Raw genomic sequence first — 25,385 nt, forward strand, 5'->3', positions numbered from 1 at the left:
ATAGAAGGTGGGTTAATGCATGCAGTTTTTAAGAAACTTCTCAATATTTCAACGCCTATTAATGATTCTAGGTGTTGTTACTTTAGGGCTTATTCTACTGAGCCTATCAAGCTTACCACAGCAATTATCGAGTTTAGAACAGCAACAATATGAGAAAACAAAGAACCTTGTAGAAAACACATTTGGAATAATCGAACATTTCTATAGCTTGCAACAAGATGGGCAATTAAGTGAAGCACATGCAAAACAAGCCGCGTTAGACACCATCTCGAAGTTACGTTACGACAGTGATAACTATTACTGGATTAATGACTATAGTCCAAGCATGGTCATGCATCCAATGAAACCACAGCTTGTTGGAAAGTCGCTCTCGACCAGTAAAGACCCTGACGGCACATATTTATTTATGGAAATGGTCAAAATTGTTCGCCAGCAAGGTGAAGGGTTTGTACCTTATAAATGGCCAAAACCTGGCTTTGACAAACCCGTAGATAAAATTTCTTATGTCAAAGGTTTCGAGCCATGGCAGTGGATCTTAGGTTCTGGTGTTTATTTGGACTCAATTGAAGAAGACTATACCGAACTGAGAAACCTTATGATCATTGATGTGGTTGTAATTTTAATAATTCTAGGCATATTAATAACCTTGATCAGTAATAGCATCCTACATCCGGTCAACTTAGTTACTGAAATGATGAAGAATATATCCCATGGTGAAGGAGATCTAACTCAAAGACTAGATGAGTCAGGAAAAGATGAGATCTCTCACTTGGCAAATTATTTTAATGCCTACACCGAGAAAATGCGTCATTCAATTGAACGTGTATCACACAGTGCTACTGAAGTTGAGAAGCTCTCTAATTCAGTCGATGAGACAGGTAAAGTAAATTTAAACCACATTGAACATCAAAATGACAATAGCCGACAAGTGGCTACCGCTGTTGAACAAATGAGCATGCAGATCCGGGAAGTCAGCGAAAACGCAGAGGCGGCAGAACATGCAGCAAACGATGCGCTAAAAAATAGCAGTAATGGTAAACAAGTTGTCGCTCAGACTATTCAAGCAATTGAAACTCTCTCAGGTAATATTCAAGAGGTCAGTGAAGTTACAAGCATCTTAGCAGAAGAAAGTAACAATATAGGCTCTGTCTTGGATGTAATTCGTGGCATATCAGAACAGACTAACCTACTCGCTTTGAATGCCGCAATTGAAGCTGCTCGAGCAGGTGAACAAGGAAGAGGATTTGCTGTCGTTGCCGACGAAGTAAGGACCCTTGCAAGTAGAACAGGGCAAAGCACAGATGAAATTCAAGCCATGATAGAAAAGTTACAAAGAGGCGCTCAAGAAGCAGTAAGTGCTGTTCAAGCAAGCCAACTAATATCAGATAATACCGTAAAGCAAGTGGCCGAAGCAGATGTCGTATTAAATGAAATTGAAAGACTGATCATGTCTATCACAGATATGAACAGCCATATTGCAAGGGCAACTGAAGAGCAAAGCACTGCCGCTCAAGAAGTTAATATTCGAATAACCGACTTATCAGATGCGACCGATCAATCTTTAGAAACAACTCATGCACTGACCAAAGCCAGTCTCAGTCTAAAACAAGCCAGTCACCAGCTTTCTGAAATTGTGAGAGGGTTTAAGGTAAGTTAAAAATACCCTCCCTCATTCATTATTCTCATTCTTGTCAGATGTAGACAATGCTACACCTGATAAGAATGAGAATTAATTTAACACCTCATCATTATATCTTTTTACTTTATACGTAACTTGTTCAAATTAAATTGGCTTTACCAATATTCAATCATTCTTACTGGCTAAAATTGGCATTAGCTTAGTGGTGAATGCCTTCTTTCCAATCGCATGAATGCAGAAGACCCAGAAATACGAGAGCAATTACCAAGAACAACTAAATAGCAATTTCGTCTTACAAGTCTTCTGCGATAGCAGCACATATAAGTTGTGCTAACGACAATTTTCCTTATTTCAAATTAGGTCATCTAATTAAGAGCATTGCTATAAAAAGCGCAAACTAAAGTTTCAGAAAGTAAAAAGGGAGCATTGAGCTCCCTTTCACTTTATTTAAATACTGACAGTACTATTTAAGCATTAAGCTCTTTTTCATACTCAGCAAATTTATCACTTATCTGCGAAGAAGGCGCTTTAGTGTTTAAGCTTACAACTACAATTGCGATTGAAGATAGAATAAAGCCTGGGACAATCTCATAAATTAAGCTACTTAATGATTGACCATCTACTGTAATTGGCGCGTAAATCCAAATTAGTACAGTACCTGCACCTACCAACATACCCGCTAATGCACCAGCAAAATTCATACGCTTCCATAGTAAGCTAAATAACACCAGTGGGCCAAATGCAGCACCAAAGCCAGCCCAGGCATTACTAACTAAATCAAGAATTGAACTATCACGGTCGTAAGCCAGGTAAATAGCACAGAGTGCGACCAAGGCAACACTAATACGCCCTACAAGAACAAGCTCTTTGTCTGTGGCGTCGCGACGTATGAATATTTTATAAAAGTCTTCGGTTAATGAACTCGAACTAACCAACAATTGCGATGAAATCGTACTCATAATAGCTGCAAGAATAGCCGCAAGTAAGAAGCCTGCAATTAATGGATGAAATAGAAGTTGCGACAGGATCAAGAAGATGGTTTCTGGGTCGTCAACAACAAGGTTTTTTTCATGCGCATAAGCTGCACCAAATAACCCTGTAAACACCGCACCTAATGCCGCAATGATCATCCAACTCATGCCGATTCGACGTGCTACTGGCATATCTTTTACGCTACGAACAGACATAAAACGTACAATGATATGTGGCTGACCAAAATAACCTAGACCCCATGACATCGCTGAAATAATACCTATCGCACCACCGGCGCCAACCCAAGTTAACATTTGCGGATTAAGCTCATTCAATGTCACAGAAAGTGGGTTATCAAGCAGTGAGAATGTCACAACTGGCACAAGAATAAGCGCCACAAACATAATACAGCCTTGTACAAAGTCGGTTAAGCTTACAGCTAAGAAGCCACCAAATAAGGTGTAAAGAACCACGACACCCGTAGTAATATAAAGACCCGATTCATAGCTCATACCAAATGAACTTTCAAACAGCTTACCGCCGGCAACAACACCAGAAGAAGTGTATAACGTGAAGAAAACAATGATGACTAAAGCCGATACAATTCGAAGCGCATTACCTTTATCTTCAAAACGATTTGCAAAGTAATCCGGAATTGTAATGGCGTCATTCGCAACTTCGGTATAAACACGTAACCTTGGTGCTACTAGCAGGTAATTTAACCACGCCCCAATAACCAAGCCTGTGGCAATCCAAGTACTACTAAACCCAGTAACAAACATCGCACCAGGTAAACCCATTAAGATCCAGCCACTCATATCAGAAGCACCGGCAGATAAAGCTGCAACACTAGGCGGTAAACTACGACCACCAAGCATATAACCTGACACGTCACTGGTTGATTTACGATAGGCATATAAACCTATACCTAACATCACAATAAAGTATAAAACTAAAGATACTAAAGTACCTGTTTCCAAAATTAACCTCCGTTTACTCTTACGAGAATATGGTTGGTGAATAAAACTTATTCTTTATTATAAATTTCACTATAACATGTCTACTTAACTAACCCCAGTCAGCTGCGATTAACATATTAATGTCACCCTCTACTAGGAACAAAGGATTAATCATTTTCTGATATGATCAAATTAATTAATGCTTTAATACGCATTATATTTTATATTTAGTCGTGCAGAAGAGAGTAACAGGAACTGTAGTACATGTATTTTTATGCGGCCCGCCAACCTATTTTTGATAAAAACAAACAGCTTATGGGTTACGAGCTTTTATTTCGAGATGGTGTCGACAACGTTTTTCCTAATATTGATGGTGACGAAGCGACGTCAAAACTCATTGAAGGCAGTCAATTCAATTTTGGGTTAGAAGATTTAACTGACAATAAACCCGCTTATATAAACTTCACGCTTGATACCATTCTAAAAGGTTACCCAAGCATGCTTCCAAGTGATGGCGTTGTAATCGAAATTTTAGAAACAGTGCAACCTGGAAAGCGACTGTTGGCTGCGGTTCAAGAATTAAAAAATAAGGGCTACACCCTAGCACTTGATGATTACAAACATCAAAAGGTTTGGCGTCATTTTTATCCTTTTATTGATCAAATCAAAGTCGATTTACTCGCAACTTCCCATGAAGAAATTATCGAATTAATCGAGGCAACAAAGGAGTTTAAAAATATTAAACTCGTCGCCGAGAAAGTAGAAACCAATGAGCAATTTGAAATGGCTGTAGGGCTTGGCTTTACCCTCTTCCAGGGTTACTTTTTTGCTAAGCCTGAAATGGTTAAAAGTAAATCTCTTCCTCCTTCTGAAATGGCCTTGGCAGAATTACTTTATGAAACATCGTCTGTCGACGTCAATATTCAAAAAATTACCTCTGTATTTGAGCGAGATGTAAACCTTTCATATAAACTACTACGCTACTCTAATTCAGCTGCTTTTAAACGAAGAGCCGAAATTAGTACGATTAAACAAGCAGTTGTCGTGCTTGGTAATCAAGAACTGAAAAAGTTTTTATCGCTACTCTTCGCTGCACAAGTGTCATCAGACAAACCTTTAGAATTAATTCGCCTGTCTCTTACTCGCGCCCGCTTTTGTGAGCTTTTAGCGCAAAAACACAAAGGGATCCAAGATACGGGTATGGCATTTTTAGTTGGCATGATGTCGTTAATGGATGCCATTTTGGATGAAAGCATGGAAGAGGTAATGAAAAAATTACCGCTAAGTAACCTAATTAAAGAAGCCTTAGTTCAAAAGCAAGGGATCTTAGCGCAATATCTCGGCTTGATTAAAGCCTATGAGCAAGCAGATTGGCAGCTTACAGGCGAGTATTGTGAGCGAATAAAATTTACTAACGATACGCTGCCTGAGCTATACAACCTAGCCGTTGCTTGGAGTAACGAACAACTTCAAGTAATGGAGTGTGTATAACTTATTGAGCACTTTGACATAAGTCAAAATCCCTTGCGTCGCACCGCTTTTTTCAGGTAGGTGCGACATTCTGTCACATCCCTAAAGATTTAAAAGCCGCTACACTGCCCGCAACTCTCATTCTAGCTGGGCATATCATGAAAAAAACAATATTAAGTGGACTTATCTGTAGTTTGATCAGCGGCTATTCGCTTGCTGATGAGGTTGAAAAAATTGTCATTATTGCACCAATGCAAACTCCTTTGAATATTACAACCGATCCAAAATTGCCAAGACAACCCCTACCTGCACAAGATGCCTCAGATCTGCTCTCAAGCATAAGTGGTTTCTCTTTAGTCAAAAAAGGCGCTGCCAGTTCAGACCCTGTATTTCGTGGACTTGCAGGCTCTCGATTAAATATTTTAACCGATGGCAATCAGACCTTGGGCGGATGTGGCAATAGAATGGACCCGCCTACAGCTTATATTTCGCCACAAACGTATAACACATTAACAGTAATTAAAGGGCCGCAAACCGTACTTTATGGCCCAGGAAACAGTGCTGCAACCGTGTTATTTGAACGTGATTCATATCGCATGGAAAAATCTGGTGTTGAAGGTTTTAGCAATCTCGTTCTTGCCAGTGCCAATCGCAAAGGCATCAATTCACAAGTGAAATTTGGCAATGAAAACACCTATGCCAATATTTCTGCCAGTTATAATAGCTCAGATAATTATGAGGATGGGCAAGGCATAGAAATTCACTCAGCCTACAAAAAATGGAATACCGATCTGGAACTAGCATACACACCGAGTGACGATAAAATCATCAGTATTTCTGTGGGTCGCAGTGATGGTGAAGTGGCTTATGCCGACCGCTCGATGGACGGCAGTTTATTCGACAGAACCCATGGCGCGATAAAATTCGACTGGGCACTGCAAGGCAACATATTAAAGAGTATCGAAGGACAAGTCTTCTACAACTATGTCGATCACATTATGGATAACTATTCGCTGCGACATTTCGTCACGACCCCTATGAATAAAGCCCCCAGGGCGATGAACCCTGACAGAAAAACGTATGGTGCCAAGGTGTTAGCCCACGGCGAACTTCACCACAACGGGTTATTTAGTATCGGCTTAGATCATCAGCAAAATGAACACACTAACCGCATGTCAATGAACATTAATATGACTCCCGTAGAGGCACAAGCTCGCACTACTGATGGCAGGTTTGAACAAACAGGGTTATTCGCAGAGTATGAACTTAACCTTGCTGAAAACCAGCAATGGGTTTCTGGTCTGCGTATTGATAGATGGCAAGCCACAGATGAGCGTAAAATGCTCGGCTCAATGATGATGTCTGCAAACCCAACCGCGCAACTTACCCGAAAAGAGTCGTTGTATAGTGGCTTTACTCGTTTGCAAAGACAAACGGATAATGTCAGCTATTTCGCTGGGGTGGGCTACGTCGAACGTTTTCCTGATTATTGGGAATTACTTGGTGCAGGTCGCAGCAGTGAAACATCGAGCAGTGCATTTAACACCCAACACGAAGCAACCAGCCAAATAGATATTGGACTCGTTCACCAGTCCGCTGATTGGCAAAGCTCAGCGTCTTTTTTCTACAACCAAATAAATGACTTTATTTTAATTGATAATACTTTTGTAAAAATGGCCAAAGCACATAAGGTGACAAGAAATGTTGATACAGAAAGCTTTGGTTTTGAGCTAGACAGTAAGTATGCACTTAGCAAAACCCTCACTGCTGGCGCAAGTGTTAGTTGGGTAAGAGCAACAAACCTGACAGATCATACCCCTTTAGCACAACAACCGGCTTTACAAGGTCGTTTTACACTTGATTACACACTCAGCGATTGGCAACTTGGTATGTTGTGGCGGGTTGTGCAAAAGCAAAACCGTATTGCCGTTGGGCAAGGAAATATTGCAGGGCAAGATGTGTCTGCCACTGCCGGTTACGGCGTGCTTTCTTTGAATGCGAACTACAGCCAAAGCCAAAACATAGACTGGAGTTTTGGTATTGATAACTTACTCGACAAAACTTATAGCGAGCATTTAAGTCGCGCAGGTGCAGCAGTCAGTGGTTATACACAAATTGATAAAGTTAACGAAGCCGGTCTTACCGCTTGGTTAAATCTTAATTGGCGCTTTTAAAATCTTATACCCATTTCTAATAACAAAATGCCAAGTCGTTGACTTGGCATTTTTAAACATAAAACTACTTGCTAAAGGTTTTCTAAGAAGTCTTCATCAAAGTTTTCAACTTCTTCTTCTTTGATAGGCGGGTTGCCATCGTACAGCTCATAAAGTTGACGCTGGAAGTAGATGTCTTTCATAAACACATAAGGGTCTAAAGACTCTCGCAGTAGCTTCTCTTGTGATAACAAACTTGCACGCGTATCAATTGACCTTACCGCATAAATCAATAAGCTCTGCGGTGTTGATAAGGCCAGCTCCGGCAACACAAAGTTATCAACTACATCACCGGTGATGTTTCTTGCAGTTGAAGGACCATAGCCTGGCAGCATCAAATAGGCACCATCACCCATTCCCCACACACCCAAGGTTTGACCGAAGTCTTCATCTTTGTGCTTGAGACCTAACGAGCTTGCCACGTCAAATAAGCCAAATATACCCACGGTAGAGTTCACTAAAAAACGAGCAGTATTAATGCCCGTGTCTTTAGGCTTGCCTTGTAATAAGGCATTCACCGCATCTGTTGGGGCTGCAATATTGGTGGTAAAAGCATAAACACTTTTACGCACCGGATCATTGGTCACCGCCAAGTACCCTTCGGCAACAGGCTTTAGAATATATGCGTCAAGCACATCCATATTAAAATCGTAAACCGTGCGGTTTATGCTTTGTAATGGATCTCGCTCATCCACTTTCTCTGGTGCGACAGTTGCACACCCAGTTAAAATGAGTGCGGCAAACGCAGATAAAATAGGTTTTAACATTTAGCTTCCTGTGCTAGTGATTACACGACTAATTTCAACTCGCACCACAGATGGCGCGTTTTGTAATTCGATGATCTCCGACTTCCCTTCTAAATCGCCAGTTTGCACAGTTACCGCATCGTCTTGCGATACACGTGCTGTTATTTCTACTTGCTCAAAATTAGAAAGCTTTAAATTCGGCATCATCGCCATACTGTCATCCAGTGTAACAGTAATTGGAAATTCAAATTGTTTTAATTTGTTCACAGCCAGCGGCATAGGAGGACCATTATGCGCTTTTGCAAAAATAAACAAGGTGGCGTTGTCTTGTAGCTGATTTGCAATCGACTCACTGAGTGTAACCGACACAGTTAACGATGCGCCTGCCGGTGCTTGCGTTTCATTATGTGCATGGGCATTAGAGTCAATCTTGTGCTCAATATCATGAATGCGCTCAGAGATCATTGCATAGCGAGGATCATCTTGCGTCATCGACGACTGCAACACCTCAAATGCCGCTTTTGCTTCTTGCCAATCTTGACGCTCATAGGCAATCAAGGCCAATAGAGAAATGGCATCCATATTACTTGGTTCAGATTGAAGCACTTTAGATAGCATACGTGCCGCACGATTCATACTTGGCTCTGAACCATCAATCAATAGTACTTGACTGAAATTCACTAGCACATTGTTGTTATCAGGCTGCATAGCGAGTGCTTTTTCAAATGCTTGTTTAGCCATATCATTATCACCTAACGACATAGCAACTCGTCCAAGTAGCATCCAAGCAACGGCATCATCGCCACTTTCTGCTAGCTTAGTACGTAAGCCTAAAGCAAAAGCTTGCAACTCATTTTGGGTTAATGGTTCACCCTGTTGTAGAACAGCACGCTCACCAAACTCAGGTAAACGATCAATAGCACTATACCAGTCTTCGATTTGCTTTTGGCTGCCCGTAAAACTATAAAAAACCGCACTCACAGCCACTAAGAAAGCCAAACCAGTTAGAGCAAAAATACGGTTATTTCCGCGCGCATTTAATTGCTTTTCAGGGGAGAGTTCATTTAATAGGCGGCGCTTTAGCTCAACCACAGACTCATCATAAACCCCCTGTTCGATTTTTTTATCTGCAATTTCTTGCTCTAAATCTTCCAGACGTTGATGAAAGATTGCGATGCGCTCGGCATTGGCATCTGAGTCTACGGCAATCACTCTTTCGCGGCGCAAAAATGGCACGACGACAAATAAAGCGGCCAAAATAGATAGCAGAGCAAACATGCCCCACATTTGCGTCATTGCGCTCATGAATTATGCTCCTGACGTTGATACTGCTTGATCAGTTGCGCCAGTTTTTCTTCATCTTGCGCATTCCACTGTTGTTTTTTAGAGGCTTTCTTTTGTCTAAATACGATAAAACCAAAGCCAATGATGACGATAAGTACAGGCAATACCCACAAAATGATCGTGGCAGGTGTTACCGGTGGCTGGTAATGAACAAAATAACCATAGCGGTCTATCATATAATCTATGACTTCTTGCTTCGACTTACCTTCATTGACCAATACCAGTACCTTGTCTCTGAGATCTTTGGCAACAATGGCATCTGAATCAGCAATATTCTGGTTTTGACATTTTGGGCAACGTAACTCATGGGTTAATGCCTTAAACGTGGCAGCACGCTCCGCATTAGCAAATTCATATTTATCTTCTGCGCTGTGAGAAGCAAAACTAAGCAGAGCTAAGAGTGCAAATACTAATACTCTCATTGTGATAACTCCTGCATCACAGGGGCAAATTTAGCACGCCAAACGCGCGGATTAATATCGCCAGTGTGATGTAATAAAATTTTACCATTCGCATCAACTAAAAATGTTTCTGGCGCACCAGATACACCTAAATCAAGCGCTAAAGTTCTATCTAAATCAAGAATATTAAACTGATATGGGTTACCTGCTCGTGCAAGCATGGTTTGCACTTCGTTACGAAGTGCATTGATGTCAAATTGGTCACCAAAATCAGGGTCATAGGCTTGTTCATAATACAAACCAATAATGCGCACACCCTGCTCTCTGAGCTCGGTTAAATAACCCAATTCTGCGATACATGTCGGGCACCAAGTGCCCCATACATTCAGTAAATAAACCTGACCTTTTAAATCGCTGTCGCGCCACTGTTTTGACTCATCCATCAGATCTGGCAATACAAAACTTGGCATAGCTTGGCCAATTCGACCCGTTTGAAGCTCTCGCGGATTGCCAAACAGACCTTGGTACAAAAACACACACAAAAAGATAAAGATTAAAAACGGAATAAACCCTAATAGTTTTTTGTTCATGCCATTTCTCCTTTAAGCTTTCTTCTGCGGTAACGCTTATCTGCAACCACCATAAATCCAGCGAGTGAAATTAAGATACCGCCCAACCACATCCAACGTACATATGGCTTGTGGTAAATACGTAATGACCAAGCACCGCCACTCAACTGCTCGCCAAGTGCTAAATATAAATCTCTGAAGAAACCATCATCAATGGCAGCCTCTGTCATAAACTGCATGCCAATGTCGTACATACGTTTTTCAGCATAAAGACTGGTAACTGTTTTATCTTCTTTAAGCACAGTAACAACACCCGCGTGACCACTGTAGTTCGGTCCACGAATTTCTTTAACACCTTCAAAGCGGTATGTATATTCATTTAGGTTTGCTGTTTCACCCGGCTTCATACTGACTGAACGCTCAACTGAATAGGCTGACGTTAAAGTGACACTCGCAATCACAAAGGCAATACCAATATGACCAAGCACCATAGCCCAATAGCTCAACCCTAAACGTTTTAAGCCTTCAACCATGCTGCCCTGCGCAGATGCTTTGTCATAAATATCAAGTAACGTACCTAATGTGATCCAAACTGCCAGTGCTGTTGCTACAAACGTCATCGGTGCGACATATTCATAGTTTGGTAATAACCAAAGCGTAGTCAGAGCAAGGGCTAACACTAACATTACTCCCCATTTTTTCACCGCAGGAGAGAGTTTGTTCTGCTTCCAACGCAACATAGGCGCAATGCCTAATAAAATTGCAAATGGGACGATCAGAATTGAGAACATTTGGTTGAAGAAAGGCACACCAATCGAAATGGTGCCCAGACCTAACTCTTTGTGGATCATAGGTAACAAAGTACCAAGTAACACAATTAAGGTTGCAACTACTAAGAAAATATTATTCGCCCAAAGGGTGACTTCACGTGAGGCAAATTTATAACGACCTTCGCTATACACTTCCGATACGCGCATCGCATATAACGCTAAACTACCACCAACAACAACACCTAAGAATGACAGGATATATAAACCACGGTCTGGATCAGTCGCAAAGGCATGTACCGATACAATGATCCCCGAACGAACAATAAAGGTGCCTAACAAACATAAACTAAACGCAGTGATTGCAAGCAATACCGTCCAAGACTTAAACACACCTCGTTTTTCAGTAACTGCCAACGAATGCAATAACGCTGTGGCAACTAGCCATGGCATCAGTGAAGCATTTTCAACCGGATCCCAGAACCACCAACCGCCCCAGCCAAGCTCAGCGTATGCCCACCAACTACCAATAGTGATACCTAGTGTTAAAAAGCCCCATGCAACCATAGTCCAAGGACGAGACCATTTCGCCCAAGTATTATCGAGTTTACCGGTTAATAACGCAGCAATCGCGAAAGCAAATGATACCGACAGACCCACATAGCCCATATAGAGTAAAGGTGGATGAATGATCATTCCGGGGTCTTGTAACAACGGATTTAAGTCACGACCTTCTACTGGATAATAGGGCAATAAACGCTCAAACGGGCTCGACATCCAAAGCGTGTAAAGCATAAAGCCCACACCTAAGAAGCCCAGTACACCTAATACACGTGCACGCAACACCCAAGGTAATGAGTTAGACATTAGCGCGACCAATGCAGTCCAAGATGACTGCATCACAAGCCATAATAAAATCGCCCCTTCATGGCCGCCCCATGTAGAGGTTACTTTGTAATACCAAGGTAAAGTGGTACTTGAATGGTGTGCCACATAAGCGACTGTAAAATCATCAGTTAATGTGACGTAAATTAGAATGGCAAAAGAGAATAAAACAAAAAGACACTGACCAACCGCCAGTGAAGGCGCTGCACGCATCAGGCGAAGATTACCTGTGTACGCGCCCCATAAAGGAAAGATACATAACAATAGGCTTAAGCCCATTGCCAGTACTAGCGAGAAATAACCAATTTCTGGGATCATACTAATTCTCGTTATTTAAATTATATTTTGGTTTTTCGTGCTTGATGCCTTTAACCGCTTCAGCAATTTCAGCAGGCATATACTCTTCATCATGCTTAGCCAATACTTCAAATGCATCAATCACGTTAGGCTCAACTAAAGTACCTTGCGCAACAATGCCCTGACCTTCACGGAATAAATCTGGCAATATGCCGTGATAGCGAATTGTCACCATAGGGCCAGTATCTATCAGTTTAAACTGCACGTCTAAAGAGGCTTCATCACGTTTCACAGATCCCGGAACAACCATTCCACCTATACGAAGTTTTTGACCAATAAACGGTTTTTCGTGATTTTCACCTTTACCATTGATCAATTCTGAAGGTGTGTAGAATAAATTAATGTTCTCTTGCAAAGCATACAGGGTTAAACCGATCGCAGAGCCAATGCCGAAGATAATAGCGACAACGGCAAACAAACGCTTTTTACGTCTTGGATTCATGCTTGTGCCTCCTCTTTGGCTTTTTTAATACGCGCTTCACGCGCCATTTGCGCTGAGATTTCTTTTTTAAGCTTTTTGCTGTCGTTTAGCGAGCTAATTAGAATCCCTGCTAAAATCGCTGCGCATGAACCAAATGAAAGCCATACGAAGAACCCATAGCCACCCATGGCTATAAAATCACTGAAAGATTCAAACTGCATTGTTAACCTCGACTTACTAAACTGCGAACCCAAGGGCGGTGTTTTTCACGCTGCAAAATTTCATTCTTCAAACGAATAAGCGCGATAACCCCTACAAAACCAGCAAATGCGATGATGTTAATAAATAAAGGCCATAACATACTTGGATCGATTGCCGATGTATCAAATTTGGTGATAGTTGCACCTTGATGAAGGGTGTTCCACCACTCTACTGAAAAATGAATAATAGGTAAGTTGATCACCCCAACAATGGCAAGGATACACGCCGCTTTACCCGCTGCTTTTTTATCTTCAAACGCATGATAAAGTGATAAAACCCCCAAATATAAAAATAAAAGAATTAACTCAGAGGTTAGACGTGCATCCCACACCCACCATGCTCCCCACATAGGCTTACCCCATGCAGCACCGGTGATCAGGGCAATTGCCGTCATTGCAGCACCTACAGGCGCAATCGCAATTACAGCTAACTCTGCATTTCTCAATTGCCAAACAAGGGCTACTATCGCGGCAATCGCCATCGACGAATAAGCACCCATAGACAAAATTGCTGAAGGTACATGAATAAAGATTATCCTGTAACTGTCTTTCTGTTGATAATCGGCTGGTGCGAAGGCTAAGCCCCATACCCAACCCACAACCAAACACACGACGGTGACAACGGCAAAATACGGCAGTAAGGTGTTACACAACTGGTATGCACGATCTGCTTTAGCGTAGGGATGTAACCATTTCCACATGTTAACTTACACTCACTCTTAATGCTGACGATATGGCTAAAGGTGCGGCAATGCAGGCGACTGCTAACATCGCACCCAGAATTGCAAGCTGACCGCCATATGCCAGCGACATACTGCTGGTATCAATGGCTGAAGTTGCAAAAATTAGGACAGGAATATAAAGCGGTAAAACGAGTAAACTCATTAAAATACCACCTTTTTGCAAGCCCACGGTTAAACCTGCGCCAATCGCGCCAATAAAGCTCAACAATGGGGTTCCGATTAATAAGGTTAAAATAGTTGCACCAAGCGCTTGAGATTCAAGATTCATCAATAGTGCGAACATAGGTGCCATAAGCACCATGGGTAATCCGGTAATGGTCCAATGTGCGAAGACTTTTGCTAACACACATAATGACAATGGATAAGGCGAGGCAATCATTTGCTCCAAAGATCCATCGTGGTAGTCGTCTCTGAATAATTTATCTAGGCCTAACATGGTCGAAAGTAGCGCTGCGACCCAAATAATACCCGGCGCCATGCGAGCTAATAAGCCTGGCTCTGGACCTATCGCCAATGGGAATAAGGTGATCACAATTAAGAAAAACAAGAGTGGGTTGACAATTTCAGCACGCTGCCTGAACGCCAACGTAACATCTTTACTGTAGACCGCTTTAAATAACTGCCAATAAGAATGGTTTACCTGCATTAGTGGCGATACTCCAGCACTAAAGTTTGTAATTGCTCAAAATGTTGCGTGAGGTCTTGGTGCGTCGTTAAAATTATTGAACCACCACGCTCAAGATGCTCGTTAAAGCGGCTTTGCAACATGGCCACGCCTTTTTTATCCAGCGCAGTAAAAGGCTCATCTAAAATCCACAGCTTAGCGCTGTTAAGCCATAATCTAACCAGTGCAACTCGGCGTTGCTGACCTGCAGATAAAGTGCGTACGGGCACATCTTCTAACCCGACTAAGCCCAACTTGCCTAACAAGTCATAAACTTGACTGTCATCGCTATAACCATGAACACGGAGCCAATGGCAAACATTTTCGAATGCCGTAAGTTGCGTATTTACCCCGGTCTTATGGCCAATAAATAATAACTGCGCAGCATAATCATCGTAGTATTCGCCAATAGATTGCTGCTCGAAAAACACATCGCCTTCATCGGCTTGAGCAAAGCCAGCCAAAATTCTCAACAAAGATGTTTTACCCGCACCATTTGGGCCTTCAATTTGCATGATCTTACCACTTTCAAGCGAAAAGCTAAGTGCTTCAAATAAACAGCGTTCTTGCTTGACGCAAGTGACAGATTTAACCTCTAGCAAATTGGTATTCTCGATGCGTAAAATTGGGCGATAGTCTACCATAATGGTATGGTAATACGAACACAGCTTTGCGACCGATTACTGAAAATTTGATTTAAAATAATGAATAAATTGCCAATTATAAACCTGAACTCGGTCTCATCTGAGTCTATCTCAACTTTAAGCGATGCAAATAGCAGATCAGCTCAAAGTGCGCTTGAGCAACAATTCTTGGCAAGAAATATTACGCTTAAGTCTGATTCAGTCAGTATGGAAGTAGAAATAAACGGTCGGTGGCAAACCATCAGACTAGCAATTGAGCCTCAGACTCAAAAACTTGAACTACCTGAAGCGCAAGTCACACTAGATGAAACGGGACTAAAACTCACATTACAAACCCCGAAGTATGGCATTCAGATCAAAGCTGCCGACCAGCTATTAACCTTGATGAACTTTTTAAAGGGCGATTCAATCGGTGCAAATATCACAACTCATGCAGAAGCCAAACTATCTCCTGCGAGTTTACAACTACCAAAGCTCGGCATTAATTTAGCAATAAACCCAAGTTTGGCTAAAATGCTGTCGGCGGAGCCCAAACTCATTGCTCAGTTACGTGCAAATACATCGCAATTATCACTCACCGTCAATGATCGTTTTGACGGGCAATTACTGCAACAACCAATAAGTAAACACAAAATTGCTCAGAGCTTAGCTAACAGTACACCTTCAATGTTGCTGAATCTTTCGGAGAAAACGCCAAAAGTTCAACATCCTATAACTAAAGCGATTCTACCATTAACTAATGCAGAAAAATTACCTTCACAAAGTAATGCCAATATTTGGCGAGCAACAACGCCAGTCGCAACCATAAATGGATTGGAGATCAGTGAAAAGCCTAAGCAGTACACCATACAATTAAAACACTCGGCTAAGTCAATGCTCGCGCAAACAACAAAGCTGAGCACTGCTGACTCTGAGGCCCCACTTAAATCAAACTTAAGCTATGACAAGCCGCTCTTAGACGTATCATTAAATGATGTAAAACAAGCCGTGCGAGCAGCTTTGCAGAAAATCATTCAAGTGCCTTTTATGCTTACCAATAACAGAAGTATAAAAGATGCTTCACCCGCACTGCTTAATAACCCTCTTCCAGCTAGTAAGTTACCAAGCTTGAACAAAGGCAAAGATTTTTTGCCTTTCATTTACCCTGAAGCTAAAAACTCGAAGGCAGATCCTATAGTGCAGTTGTTTGCGCAAATTAAGCAAATCGTATCTACGGCACCGCAATTAACGATTACAACACCACTTAAAGTGCCAACTCACCTTCAAGTTACAAGTCACGTTTCTATCGATGCTAAACAGACCGAAAAAGTTGTTAGTAATTCCAAAACAGCGAGCATTGAAAACCCACAAAAATCACAAACGGATTCTTCTTCAAATCAAGCACTTTTAAAAGGTGAACAGCTAACCCTGAATATTGATAAGAAAGGGCAAATCGAAAATGCGACGCTACAAAAAAAAGATTTATCTCAACAATTGGTTAAGCCTTTTACAAACGAAAACTCAATGAGCAGAAGTGAGCTGTCACAAACGCAAAAACAGACTATAAATATGGTAAAAGTGGGGGCACAGGTTACTAGCTCTTCACATATACAAGCGACTCAGGCTCAGCAAAGACAAATAGGTAACCCCCTCGCCGATGGCAATAATAGTACCGACACAAATATACAAAATGCCTTTGAAAAAATGACTAAATCGGCTGTCGGGTTAAATTCTGCCTTTACCTCTGGCACACCCAACATAGCAAAGACTACTCAGGTTACCTCTACAGGCCAATCAGCTTTGCAAAACACGCCCAGTCTAAGCGTAAATAAAAAAAGTGAGTCACCTCAAACAAAACAAGTCCTCTTCGCGCCAGCTATCAAAACCCATTATGTACCAACGAGCAGTATCGAAAAGCAACTCATGACCCCTTTCATACTTGAGCCTAATACACACAAATCAGAAAATGCAAAACTTGAGATCAGTTCAGTGCAAATTAATAAGCTTGCGAATTTCAAAGAAAGCAAATCACCGGACCTTACTCGTTTAGTCCACCAAGCTTTTGCGAGTATGATTGATGAAAAACAACATTCTGCATCACAAGTACTGAATGAACTGAACTTACCACCTGCCATTAATGCGGGTTTGAATCAACCTTTAGCGAATAGTAATTTACAGACATCAGGTTTGCTGAATAACGTCGAAAAGCTACTTCTGACATTTTTATCTTCATCCAAACTCGTTCAAAATGAAAGTAACGCTCAAGAGACAGAAGCTAAGTTCGATGCACTTCTAAAAACCTTGCAACCTAATTTTAAAGCGCAAAATATCAGCCAGTTACAACAACAGCTACCAAATTTAAATTCACCCTTAATGAATGAGTTAGTGCAAATAAATAATAGCTTGCAGCACAATATGACTCAGTCAATTAATCAATCTCAAAACCAAAGCAGTGACGCACAACTACTAATCAGTTTATTTTTACCAACCAAACTGCCCGATAATTGTAAACAAACGCACTTACAAGTTGGCAATTATAAGAAGCCAGCAAAAGGTAATCTGCCTGAGAAAACGGTTTGGTATATTAGATTAAACTTCGATTATGCCAGTGCAGGAAAACTCTCTGTACAGGCCGAGCTCATGGATAAATCTGTAGAATGTCAAATTACAGGCAATTCAACCCAAGTCTGCAAACTTGCAGAGCCACACCTTGACACATTAAGGAGAAAGCTCAGTGCCCATGGATTACAAGTCGGTGATGTAGAATTGATCGAAGATGCAGCTAAAGCAGAGCAGTTCTTTAACCAGCATGCTATTGTCAATATACAAGTTTAGGAGCCAGATATATGACACAAAAATCTGCCATAGGTTTATTGTATGAGGCAGGAAAATCGCCCGAAGTTGTGTGTAAAGGCTTTGGTGAGCTTGCTGATGAAATTATCGAACTCGCAAAAGAAAAGGGCATTATGATCCATGAAGATGCTGAGCTTGCGTCAACATTAAGTCAATTAGACCTCCATCAAGAAATCCCCAGAGAGCTTTATTATGTCATCGCAGAACTTATCGCATTTTCATATGTATTGAGGGGGAAGTTCCCACCGGGTTGGGAAGGGTTTAATAAAAAGCTTAATGTGAAGGCATAAAAAACGCCGAGTAGATTTCTCAGCGTTTAACTTTAAGATTGTTTTTGATGTAATGAAAGTAGCAATTCTGCTTCAGCTCGAGGTATTTCACACTCGCGCATTATCTCATCAAGATCAGCGCCTAACTCGATCATTTTCACAGCACGCGAATAAATTTTGGCATCTGGATCATCATACTTTTGAGCTGCTTGCTGTTGCGCTAAGTCCTTAGCAAAATTCTCACAAGCCAAGAGACGTTTACCAATACTCATTAAGCCCGATCTAAATTCTGCAATTTCACTGCGTAAGATCTCTGTTTGAGCTGTCGCCTCTTCAAGCTGCTGCTTTAAAAACTTCTGATTTTTATGACTTTGTTCAAGCTTTTTTTGCAAACCAAAAATAAACCCCAGACAAATCAAAAAGAGAATGCCTGAGGTAACTGTGACTACAATAAAAGCAAGATTATCTTGAACTACGGATAACACTTATATGTGACTCAACTCATCCCACTCATCGTCGCTAAGTAACTTATTCAAATCAACAAGAATAAGTAGCTCGCCCTCGCGGTTCGAAACGCCTTGGATGAACTTAGCACTTTCCTCTGTACCAATGTTTGGCGCACTGTCGATTTCAGAGCTGCGTAAGTAAACAACTTCTGCAACACTATCAACAAGAATACCAATTACTTGCTTTTCAGCTTCAATGATAACAATACGAGAATTATCAGTTACTTCAGCACTCATCAAACCAAAGCGAGCACGCGTATCAATAACGGTTACCACATTACCACGCAAGTTAATAATACCAAGCACATAGCTCGGTGCACCTGGAACAGGAGCAATTTCGGTATAACGCAATACTTCCTGAACTTGCATTACATTAATACCATACGTTTCGTCTTCTAACTTATAGGTTACCCATTGAAGAACTTCATCATTACTGTCGGCATTATTGTCTGCAGAAAGTAGTCTATCTTGGCTCATGGTTATACTCCATAAAGATCTGAGTTACTGCTCTTGGCTATCTAAGCCTTGCTCTAGCAAGCGGTTTAAATTTTCAACATCAATTAAAGCACACATCTTTTCTTTAATGACGCCAGCAAGCCAAGGACGCTTACCGCCATTTACACGCCATTTTATATCTTCAGGCTTTAATGTAATGTTATTAATCAAGTTTTCGGCCAACAATCCCCAAGAACTGTCGCCAAGTGTAATTAAATACTGATAATCCAGCTTTTCTTCAAGTTCTGGTGTGTACTTTTCGGGCATTACCCATCTAGCAGTATCAACCACATTCAGTTTTTCTTCTCGATTAAGCATGACACCTTTAAACCATTTCGGTTTACCAAAAAGCTGTGTCACTTCGCCTAATTGATGAATACCACCCAACGACTTCAAAGGCACAGCCAAAGTAAGCCCTGCGACTTCAAAAAATAATGCTTGAAACTCACTTTCACCATACTCTTCTTGCGCACTTGTTAAACTAGGCTCAACAATCGCTTCTTCTTTGATAATAGTATTATTTTTAGTTAACTCAAGCTCTTTTGATTCGACAGTTGTGATTTCAACGATGTCTTGCTGCGCTTCTTCTTGAACAGCTTCAACTACAGCCGTTTCTTGTTCGACTTGTTGAGCAGGTTTAACTTGAGATTCTTCAGATACTTCTGGAACGCGCTCGAGTAGTTTAGCAACAGGCGCAAGCGCTACATCTTGAGGCTCATCTTCTTGTAGCAAAGCACCAAGATACTGCTTCATCACTTTTTCATTAGCAAACAAATGTTTACTCATAGATCCTCTAACTACTCTTTATTAAATACTCTAGAAGTGCTTTATATGCAAAAACACCTCTAGATTTAGGGCAAAACTCAACCGGTGCCTGTTGGGCTAAACTTGCATCTCTAAACTTTGTATCAACTGGGATGACACCTGGCCAAACAGAGCCCTCATAGTTTGCAAGCAGTGTTTTATAAGCCTCTAATGAGGCTTTTGTCCGCTTATCATACATGGTTGGCACAATAGTGTAATTATATTGTTTTGCCTGAGAGCTTTGCATCAGCTCCATCGTACGCATCATTCGGTCAAGTCCTTTCAAAGCCAAGAACTCTGTTTGAACCGGAATTAAAACTCGTTCACTAGCAGCCAATGCATTAACCATCAGAACACCTAGTACTGGCGGACAATCTAAAATCGCGTAATCATAATGCTCACTAATCTTAGCCAATGTTTTTTTCAAGATTAAGCCCATGCCATTGCGATTACCCATACTTCTATCAAGTGTGGCAATCGCCATTGTGGCTGGCAATATATCTAAGTTCTCAATCGTCGAAGGACACAGTGCTTGAAGAATTTCTTCAGCTTGCATAGATGTCCCTCGAGCAAAAATATCATAAACACTGACCTCAAGTTCTTCAGAGTCTATTCCAAAGTAATAGGTTAATGAGGCATGTGGATCTGTATCAATAAGCAGTACACGCTTGCCCTGTTTTGCGAGAATTCCGCCAAGGCTCACTGTTGTCGTTGTTTTACCAACTCCTCCTTTTTGATTTGCTACAGTCCAGATTTTCACGAAATGCTTACTTCCTAGTGTTTTGAAAGAAGGTTAACACCCTATTTCTTTATTAATTCTTGTTGCAACATCGTGTAAAGCTAGGCTCTCAGAAGATAAACCCGCATTTGCTACGGCTTGAGGCATTCCATAAACTACACACGTTTGTTCATCTTGCGCCCAAATAGTCGCTCCGGCTTGTTTCAAAAGCCTAGCGCCATCTCTACCATCAGCACCCATACCCGTTAAAACAATAGCAAGTACATCAGCATGATAGGCTTTTGCTGCGCTCGCAAAGGTAACATCAACACAAGGCTTGTAAGTGACTCTAGCACTGTCATCTTCAAATACTCGAAGAGTTTTCACAGCCCCTTTTGATTCAACAAGCATTTGCTTACCACCTGGGGCTAGATACGCCACACCAGGAAGCAATTTATCACCCTGCTCTGCTTCTTTTACTTTTATTTTGCATAAGCTGTTTAATCGAGCTGCAAATGCAGGGGTAAATGCCGCGGGCATATGCTGAATCAACAAAATTGGATGCGGAAAATTTGCAGGTAATTGAGTCAATATAGTTTGTAATGCAACAGGGCCACCTGTTGAAGTACCTATAGCTACTAACTTGTACTGCTTGCCTGATGCTTTAAATTGTTTGTTTACGACAGGCGAACTAGTTGAAGGCTGAACACTTGATCTTTGAAAGCTTCTATCTGGCTGAGTAACTGAAGCTCTGCTCGAAGGCGCAGGCGAAGATACTTGAGGCTTTGCTGTAGAAGGTCTCGTAAAGCTGCTTACAGAGCGAGGTAATCTTCTTCGACCAATTTCTTTAACTTTATTTTGTAAAGACTTGATTGCGTCTTCACTATTACGCGCTATGTCTTCAAACTTTTTAGGTAAAAAGTCGAGGGCACCGGCATCCAATGCATCTAGCGTAGCACTCGCACCTTCTCTGGTTAGAGATGAAAACATCAAAATAGGCGTAGGATTAGCTTGCATGATCTTTTTAACAGCACTGATCCCATCTAGCACAGGCATCTCGACATCCATCGTGATTACATCTGGACGCAATGAGGCTGCTTTTTCAACCGCTTCTTGACCGTTAACAGCAAAATCGATGACCTTGATATCACTATCTTGCTCTAAAATTTCACTGACTCGTCGTCTAAAAAAGCTTGAATCATCTACAACTAAAACTTTTACTGCCATTGGCATACTCTAATAAATTCTTAAGATCGAAAAGTGGTGCTTTCGCACCACTTATTACTAATTACTCTATACGTGGCTACTTGCCAGCATAATGCTTAAGCATATTTGGCACATCTAAAATCAATGCTATGCCACCATCTGATGTTATTGTTGCACCAGCCATACCTGGTGTGCCTTGTAATAATGCATCTAGTGGTTTGATAACAACTTCCTCTTGACCAATCAGTGAATCAACCACAAAACCAACCTGCTGTGTACCTATCTGGACAATAACAACATGGCCTTCGGCTTTTTTAGTGGTTCTATCTGCACCTTTAACCAACCAATGTTCAAGATAAAATAATGGAATTGCCTTTTCTCGAACTATGATGGTAAGTTGGCCATCAACAACATTGGTTTTAGTTAGGTCTAAGTGGAAAATCTCGCTGACGCCAGCAAGTGGAAGAGCAAAAGTTTGCTCACCAACGATGACCATTAATGTCGGTAAGATTGCTAATGTTAACGGCACTTTAATTTCGAGGATGGTGCCCACACCAAGCTCAGACTGGATATTTACCGAGCCATTAAGCTGAGTAATTTTCGTCTTCACTACATCCATACCTACACCACGGCCTGAAATGTCTGAAATTTCTTCTTTTGTAGAGAAGCCAGGTGCAAATATTAAATTATATGCTTCTGTATCAGATAAGCGACTAGCCTGATCCGAGTCGATGACACCTTTATTAATGGCAATCTTCTTCAGCTTTTCAGCGTCCATTCCGGCACCATCATCTTTGATTGTAAGCAAGATATGGTCGCCTTCTTGAGAAGCAGATAATGTGACAGTACCTGTACGAGGTTTACCTGAGGCCTCACGAACATCAGGCATTTCAATACCATGGTCTACTGAGTTACGTACTAAGTGAACCAAAGGATCTGCTAACGCTTCAACTAGGTTCTTATCTAAATCTGTCTCTTCACCTTCAAGAATTAGGTTAATGTCTTTTTTCAAGCTTCTCGCTAAATCTCGAACAACGCGAGGGAATCGGCCAAATACTTTCTTGATTGGCTGCATTCGCGTTTTCATCACTGCACCTTGAAGGTCGGCAGTAACGACATCTAGATTAGAAATAGCTTTACCCATCGCTTCGCTATTGGTGTTGTTAGCCAAGCTAACGAGTCTATTTCTAACTAATACTAGCTCACCCACCATATTCATAATTTGGTCAAGCCGCTTTGTATCTACCCTAACGGTCGTTTCAGCTTGCGGTGCAGGTGGTTTTTTCGCAGCAGCTGGGCTAGGTGCTTTAGCGACAGGTGCAGGAGCAGCTGCAGGCGCTGGCTTTGGTGCCGCTTTTGGCTGTGCCGCTGGTTTTACGACAGCCGGTTCTGGTTTACTTTGTTCAACTTTAGGGGCTGGTTTAGCTGGCTCAGCAGACTCAACAGATTTAGGCGCGCCACCTTTACCGTGAAGTTCATCTAGCAGAGCTTCGAACTCATCATCATTAATTTCGTCATCGTTAGTAGAAGCCTGGTTTGAAACTGGTGGCTGACTTGGCGGTGTACTTGGCTGAGATGGCGTATCTATAGAACCAAAGCTACCAACTCCATGTAACTCGTCAAGCAAACTATCGAATTCTTCATCGGTTATATCACCATCATCTGAACTGGTTGAACTTGCTGCAGAGTCTTTTTCGACAACAGGACCTTTACCAGCACCGTGAAGTTCATCTAATAAGCTTTCAAACTCATCTTCTGTGATCTCATCAATATTGTCAGATGAGCTTGAATCTGATGATTCATCAATGTCGATGTCAAATAAGATATCATCAGCAGAAATATCAGCTGTAGCTTCAGCCTCTACTGGTTCAGGTGTTGCTTCTACGGTTGGAGTTTGCTCATCTTCAGATTCAGGCTTACTTAACTGATGTAAAGTTTCAAGCAGTGCTGGATCGGCGGGTTCTGGTTGCTCACGATTTTGAATATGAGCAAACATTTCATTTATCGTATCCAGTGATTGTAGGATCACATCCATCAGCTCTGGAGATACTGAACGCTGACCTTGTCTCAATACGTCAAACACATTTTCTGCACCATGACATGCATCAACAAGCTCAGTCATACTTAAAAAGCCTGCGCCACCTTTAACAGTATGGAACCCTCGGAAAATAGCATTTAGTAACTCTTTATCTTCTGGGTTATTCTCTAGCTCAACAAGCTGTTCAGATAACAGCTCTAAAATCTCACCAGCTTCAACAAGAAAGTCTTGTAGTATATCTTCATCGACTTCAAAGCTCATGCACATACTCTCCTATTAGAAGCCCAAGCTCGACAATAAATCATCGACCTCATCTTGATTAGATACGACATCCTCTCTGGACTCTGCATTCATTATCGGACCTTCTGGGCCAGATATTTGTGCAGGATCCATTTCCATAATTTGAACTTCTTCAATATCTTCTTTTTGTTTTGAATTAGGATCTTCTGCCGTACCAAAAACAGTTAATAAATGAATTAAACTATCTTCAACTTCTCTAACTAACTCGATTACACGTCGAATTACTTGGCCTGTTAAATCTTGATAATCCTGCGCCATAAGAACGTTTGTCATGTGGCCTTGCAACTCATCCGTTGTTGTCTGAGAGCCTTGCATAAACTTATCAAGATCATGACAAAGTGTTTTGAATTCACCAAGCTGGATATCACGTTTCATTAAGCGATCCCAAGTTGGTTTTATATCTGATAAATCATCTGCAAGCTGCTGAGCGAGAGGTAAACTTGCTTCAACAGCATCCATGGTTTTATTTGCAGCGTTTTCTGTCATTTCCATGACATAATTTAAACGCTCTTTTGCATCGGGTAAGGCTTCTGTCGTCAAATCAGCGATGCGCGTATCAAGCTCAAAATTTTTCAATGACTCATGTAATTGGCGAGTTAACTTACCAACCTCAGCAAACAACTCAGATTGCTCTTTGCTTGCTGCTTCCATGATTAATTTATCTGCTTTTTCTTGCTCGCCTTGCTCAAGAAATGTAACTAATTGCTTAGCTTGCTCAAGTGTTATTTGAGGCACAGAAGGTGCTGACATCCGCCTCTCCTTCTTTAATATTAGCCTAAACGTTCGAACACTTTTTCTAGTTTTGTTTTAAGTGTTCCAGCAGTAAACGGTTTCACAATGTAACCATTTACACCAGCTTGTGCAGCAGCAACGATTTGTTCTTTTTTCGCTTCAGCAGTAACCATCAAAACTGGGATATGCTTTAGGCTGTCATCCGCACGGATAGCCCTAAGTAGATCGATACCTTGCATACCAGGCATATTCCAATCTGTTACTACAAAATCAAACTCTTGATTTTGAAGCATCGGCAAAGCAGTGCTACCATCGTCAGCTTCTTGCACGTTAGTAAAACCTAAGTCTCTAAGCAGGTTTTTGATTATTCTCCTCATTGTAGAAAAATCATCAACCACAAGAATTTTCATGTTTTTATCCAAAACATCCTC

At 41.4% G+C, this 25,385-nt stretch carries 24 protein-coding genes; 5 read left to right on the forward strand and 19 right to left on the reverse strand.

Features of this window, described 5'->3' with window-relative positions; genetic code table 11:
- Positions 1-19: 19 nt before the first annotated feature.
- Positions 20-1,657 carry a methyl-accepting chemotaxis protein gene (locus ACH784_RS12590; protein ID WP_404390700.1) on the forward strand — a complete coding sequence of 546 codons (1,638 nt, stop codon included), beginning with the start codon at positions 20-22 and terminating at the stop codon, positions 1,655-1,657.
- 449 nt (positions 1,658-2,106) lie between these two features.
- On the opposite strand, the gene putP is transcribed toward ACH784_RS12590, so the two are convergent.
- Positions 2,107-3,591, reverse strand: a complete 1,485-nt coding sequence (putP, locus tag ACH784_RS12595; RefSeq protein ID WP_404390702.1) for a sodium/proline symporter PutP — start codon at positions 3,589-3,591, stop codon at positions 2,107-2,109.
- 243 nt (positions 3,592-3,834) lie between these two features.
- Between putP and ACH784_RS12600 the strand changes: the two genes are divergently transcribed.
- Both ACH784_RS12600 and ACH784_RS12605 read left to right on the forward strand, forming a co-directional pair.
- Positions 3,835-5,061 carry an EAL and HDOD domain-containing protein gene (locus tag ACH784_RS12600; protein ID WP_404390704.1) on the forward strand — a complete coding sequence of 409 codons (1,227 nt, stop codon included), beginning with the start codon at positions 3,835-3,837 and terminating at the stop codon, positions 5,059-5,061.
- 137 nt (positions 5,062-5,198) lie between these two features.
- Positions 5,199-7,214 (forward strand): TonB-dependent copper receptor, encoded by a 2,016-nt coding sequence (locus tag ACH784_RS12605; RefSeq protein ID WP_404390706.1) that lies wholly within the window; start codon positions 5,199-5,201, stop codon positions 7,212-7,214.
- Between the two features lie 71 nt (positions 7,215-7,285).
- On the opposite strand, the gene ACH784_RS12610 is transcribed toward ACH784_RS12605, so the two are convergent.
- From ACH784_RS12610 to ccmA, 10 genes are read right to left on the reverse strand one after another with little or no spacing between them, the layout of a single operon-like run.
- Positions 7,286-8,020, reverse strand: coding sequence for a VacJ family lipoprotein (locus ACH784_RS12610; protein ID WP_404390708.1), 735 nt, complete (start codon positions 8,018-8,020; stop codon positions 7,286-7,288).
- Positions 8,021-9,295: a c-type cytochrome biogenesis protein CcmI gene (ccmI, locus tag ACH784_RS12615; RefSeq protein WP_404395264.1), complete on the reverse strand. Its 1,275-nt coding sequence runs from the start codon at positions 9,293-9,295 to the stop codon at positions 8,021-8,023.
- A 5-nt stretch (positions 9,296-9,300) separates the two neighbouring features.
- Positions 9,301-9,765, reverse strand: a complete 465-nt coding sequence (locus ACH784_RS12620) for a cytochrome c-type biogenesis protein (RefSeq protein ID WP_404390710.1) — start codon at positions 9,763-9,765, stop codon at positions 9,301-9,303.
- A complete protein-coding gene (locus ACH784_RS12625; protein ID WP_404390712.1) occupies positions 9,762-10,334 on the reverse strand; it encodes a DsbE family thiol:disulfide interchange protein in 573 nt (190 codons plus the stop codon). The genes ACH784_RS12620 and ACH784_RS12625 overlap by 4 nt, the downstream gene beginning before the upstream one ends.
- Complete coding sequence (locus ACH784_RS12630; RefSeq protein WP_404390714.1) at positions 10,331-12,283, reverse strand: heme lyase CcmF/NrfE family subunit; 1,953 nt, start codon at positions 12,281-12,283, stop codon at positions 10,331-10,333. The genes ACH784_RS12625 and ACH784_RS12630 overlap by 4 nt, the downstream gene beginning before the upstream one ends.
- Before the next feature lies 1 nt (position 12,284).
- On the reverse strand, positions 12,285-12,764 hold the full coding sequence (gene ccmE, locus ACH784_RS12635) for a cytochrome c maturation protein CcmE (protein WP_404390716.1): 480 nt from the start codon (positions 12,762-12,764) through the stop codon (positions 12,285-12,287).
- On the reverse strand, positions 12,761-12,964 hold the full coding sequence (gene ccmD / locus ACH784_RS12640; RefSeq protein ID WP_404390718.1) for a heme exporter protein CcmD: 204 nt from the start codon (positions 12,962-12,964) through the stop codon (positions 12,761-12,763). The genes ccmE and ccmD overlap by 4 nt, the downstream gene beginning before the upstream one ends.
- A 2-nt stretch (positions 12,965-12,966) precedes the next feature.
- Positions 12,967-13,704, reverse strand: coding sequence for a heme ABC transporter permease (locus ACH784_RS12645; protein WP_404390720.1), 738 nt, complete (start codon positions 13,702-13,704; stop codon positions 12,967-12,969).
- A gap of 1 nt (position 13,705) precedes the next feature.
- Entirely contained in the window at positions 13,706-14,392 is a 687-nt protein-coding gene (ccmB, locus tag ACH784_RS12650) for a heme exporter protein CcmB (protein ID WP_138559509.1), read from the reverse strand.
- Positions 14,392-15,036, reverse strand: a complete 645-nt coding sequence (ccmA, locus tag ACH784_RS12655) for a cytochrome c biogenesis heme-transporting ATPase CcmA (protein WP_404395266.1) — start codon at positions 15,034-15,036, stop codon at positions 14,392-14,394. The genes ccmB and ccmA overlap by 1 nt, the downstream gene beginning before the upstream one ends.
- Before the next feature lie 78 nt (positions 15,037-15,114).
- Here ccmA and ACH784_RS12660 point away from each other — a divergent pair, with 78 nt between their 5' ends.
- Together ACH784_RS12660 and ACH784_RS12665 are read left to right on the forward strand one after the other, a co-directional pair.
- A complete protein-coding gene (locus tag ACH784_RS12660) occupies positions 15,115-17,868 on the forward strand; it encodes a hypothetical protein (RefSeq protein ID WP_404390722.1) in 2,754 nt (917 codons plus the stop codon).
- Between the two features lie 11 nt (positions 17,869-17,879).
- Positions 17,880-18,176, forward strand: a complete 297-nt coding sequence (locus ACH784_RS12665) for an EscU/YscU/HrcU family type III secretion system export apparatus switch protein (protein WP_404390724.1) — start codon at positions 17,880-17,882, stop codon at positions 18,174-18,176.
- A 32-nt stretch (positions 18,177-18,208) separates the two neighbouring features.
- On the opposite strand, the gene ACH784_RS12670 is transcribed toward ACH784_RS12665, so the two are convergent.
- The 8 genes from ACH784_RS12670 to cheY all read right to left on the reverse strand — a co-directional run bounded on the left by ACH784_RS12670 (position 18,209) and on the right by cheY (position 25,376).
- The gene (locus ACH784_RS12670; protein ID WP_404390726.1) at positions 18,209-18,640 is read right to left on the reverse strand and encodes a DUF2802 domain-containing protein; all 432 of its coding nucleotides are present in this window, start codon (positions 18,638-18,640) and stop codon (positions 18,209-18,211) included.
- Positions 18,641-19,138, reverse strand: a complete 498-nt coding sequence (locus ACH784_RS12675) for a chemotaxis protein CheW (RefSeq protein WP_138483340.1) — start codon at positions 19,136-19,138, stop codon at positions 18,641-18,643. It abuts the gene before it with no gap.
- 24 nt (positions 19,139-19,162) lie between these two features.
- Complete coding sequence (locus tag ACH784_RS12680; protein WP_404390728.1) at positions 19,163-19,942, reverse strand: chemotaxis protein CheW; 780 nt, start codon at positions 19,940-19,942, stop codon at positions 19,163-19,165.
- 7 nt (positions 19,943-19,949) lie between these two features.
- Positions 19,950-20,720, reverse strand: coding sequence for a ParA family protein (locus tag ACH784_RS12685; protein WP_404390730.1), 771 nt, complete (start codon positions 20,718-20,720; stop codon positions 19,950-19,952).
- A gap of 33 nt (positions 20,721-20,753) precedes the next feature.
- Complete coding sequence (locus ACH784_RS12690; RefSeq protein WP_404390732.1) at positions 20,754-21,905, reverse strand: chemotaxis response regulator protein-glutamate methylesterase; 1,152 nt, start codon at positions 21,903-21,905, stop codon at positions 20,754-20,756.
- 76 nt (positions 21,906-21,981) lie between these two features.
- On the reverse strand, positions 21,982-24,183 hold the full coding sequence (locus ACH784_RS12695) for a chemotaxis protein CheA (protein WP_404390734.1): 2,202 nt from the start codon (positions 24,181-24,183) through the stop codon (positions 21,982-21,984).
- A 15-nt stretch (positions 24,184-24,198) separates the two neighbouring features.
- Positions 24,199-24,972, reverse strand: coding sequence for a protein phosphatase CheZ (locus tag ACH784_RS12700; protein ID WP_404390736.1), 774 nt, complete (start codon positions 24,970-24,972; stop codon positions 24,199-24,201).
- A 20-nt stretch (positions 24,973-24,992) separates the two neighbouring features.
- Positions 24,993-25,376: a chemotaxis response regulator CheY gene (gene cheY, locus ACH784_RS12705; RefSeq protein ID WP_010364893.1), complete on the reverse strand. Its 384-nt coding sequence runs from the start codon at positions 25,374-25,376 to the stop codon at positions 24,993-24,995.
- Positions 25,377-25,385: the final 9 nt, after the last annotated feature.

The organism is Pseudoalteromonas phenolica (assembly GCF_044788725.1).
Classification (GTDB): Bacteria; Pseudomonadota; Gammaproteobacteria; order Enterobacterales; family Alteromonadaceae; genus Pseudoalteromonas; species Pseudoalteromonas phenolica_C.

Coding starts and splice junctions, on each gene's coding strand:
- ACH784_RS12590 (WP_404390700.1), top strand. CDS start 20: ATGCAGTTTTTAAGAAACTTCTCAATATTTCAACGCCTATTAATGATT.
- ACH784_RS12600 (WP_404390704.1), top strand. CDS start 3,835: ATGTATTTTTATGCGGCCCGCCAACCTATTTTTGATAAAAACAAACAG.
- ACH784_RS12605 (WP_404390706.1), top strand. CDS start 5,199: ATGAAAAAAACAATATTAAGTGGACTTATCTGTAGTTTGATCAGCGGC.
- ACH784_RS12610 (WP_404390708.1), bottom strand. CDS start 8,020: ATGTTAAAACCTATTTTATCTGCGTTTGCCGCACTCATTTTAACTGGG.
- ccmI (WP_404395264.1), bottom strand. CDS start 9,295: ATGACGCAAATGTGGGGCATGTTTGCTCTGCTATCTATTTTGGCCGCT.
- ACH784_RS12620 (WP_404390710.1), bottom strand. CDS start 9,765: ATGAGAGTATTAGTATTTGCACTCTTAGCTCTGCTTAGTTTTGCTTCT.
- ACH784_RS12625 (WP_404390712.1), bottom strand. CDS start 10,334: ATGAACAAAAAACTATTAGGGTTTATTCCGTTTTTAATCTTTATCTTT.
- ACH784_RS12630 (WP_404390714.1), bottom strand. CDS start 12,283: ATGATCCCAGAAATTGGTTATTTCTCGCTAGTACTGGCAATGGGCTTA.
- ccmE (WP_404390716.1), bottom strand. CDS start 12,764: ATGAATCCAAGACGTAAAAAGCGTTTGTTTGCCGTTGTCGCTATTATC.
- ccmD (WP_404390718.1), bottom strand. CDS start 12,964: ATGCAGTTTGAATCTTTCAGTGATTTTATAGCCATGGGTGGCTATGGG.
- ACH784_RS12645 (WP_404390720.1), bottom strand. CDS start 13,704: ATGTGGAAATGGTTACATCCCTACGCTAAAGCAGATCGTGCATACCAG.
- ccmB (WP_138559509.1), bottom strand. CDS start 14,392: ATGCAGGTAAACCATTCTTATTGGCAGTTATTTAAAGCGGTCTACAGT.
- ACH784_RS12660 (WP_404390722.1), top strand. CDS start 15,115: ATGAATAAATTGCCAATTATAAACCTGAACTCGGTCTCATCTGAGTCT.
- ACH784_RS12665 (WP_404390724.1), top strand. CDS start 17,880: ATGACACAAAAATCTGCCATAGGTTTATTGTATGAGGCAGGAAAATCG.
- ACH784_RS12675 (WP_138483340.1), bottom strand. CDS start 19,138: ATGAGCCAAGATAGACTACTTTCTGCAGACAATAATGCCGACAGTAAT.
- ACH784_RS12680 (WP_404390728.1), bottom strand. CDS start 19,942: ATGAGTAAACATTTGTTTGCTAATGAAAAAGTGATGAAGCAGTATCTT.
- ACH784_RS12690 (WP_404390732.1), bottom strand. CDS start 21,905: ATGGCAGTAAAAGTTTTAGTTGTAGATGATTCAAGCTTTTTTAGACGA.
- ACH784_RS12695 (WP_404390734.1), bottom strand. CDS start 24,183: ATGAGCTTTGAAGTCGATGAAGATATACTACAAGACTTTCTTGTTGAA.
- ACH784_RS12700 (WP_404390736.1), bottom strand. CDS start 24,972: ATGTCAGCACCTTCTGTGCCTCAAATAACACTTGAGCAAGCTAAGCAA.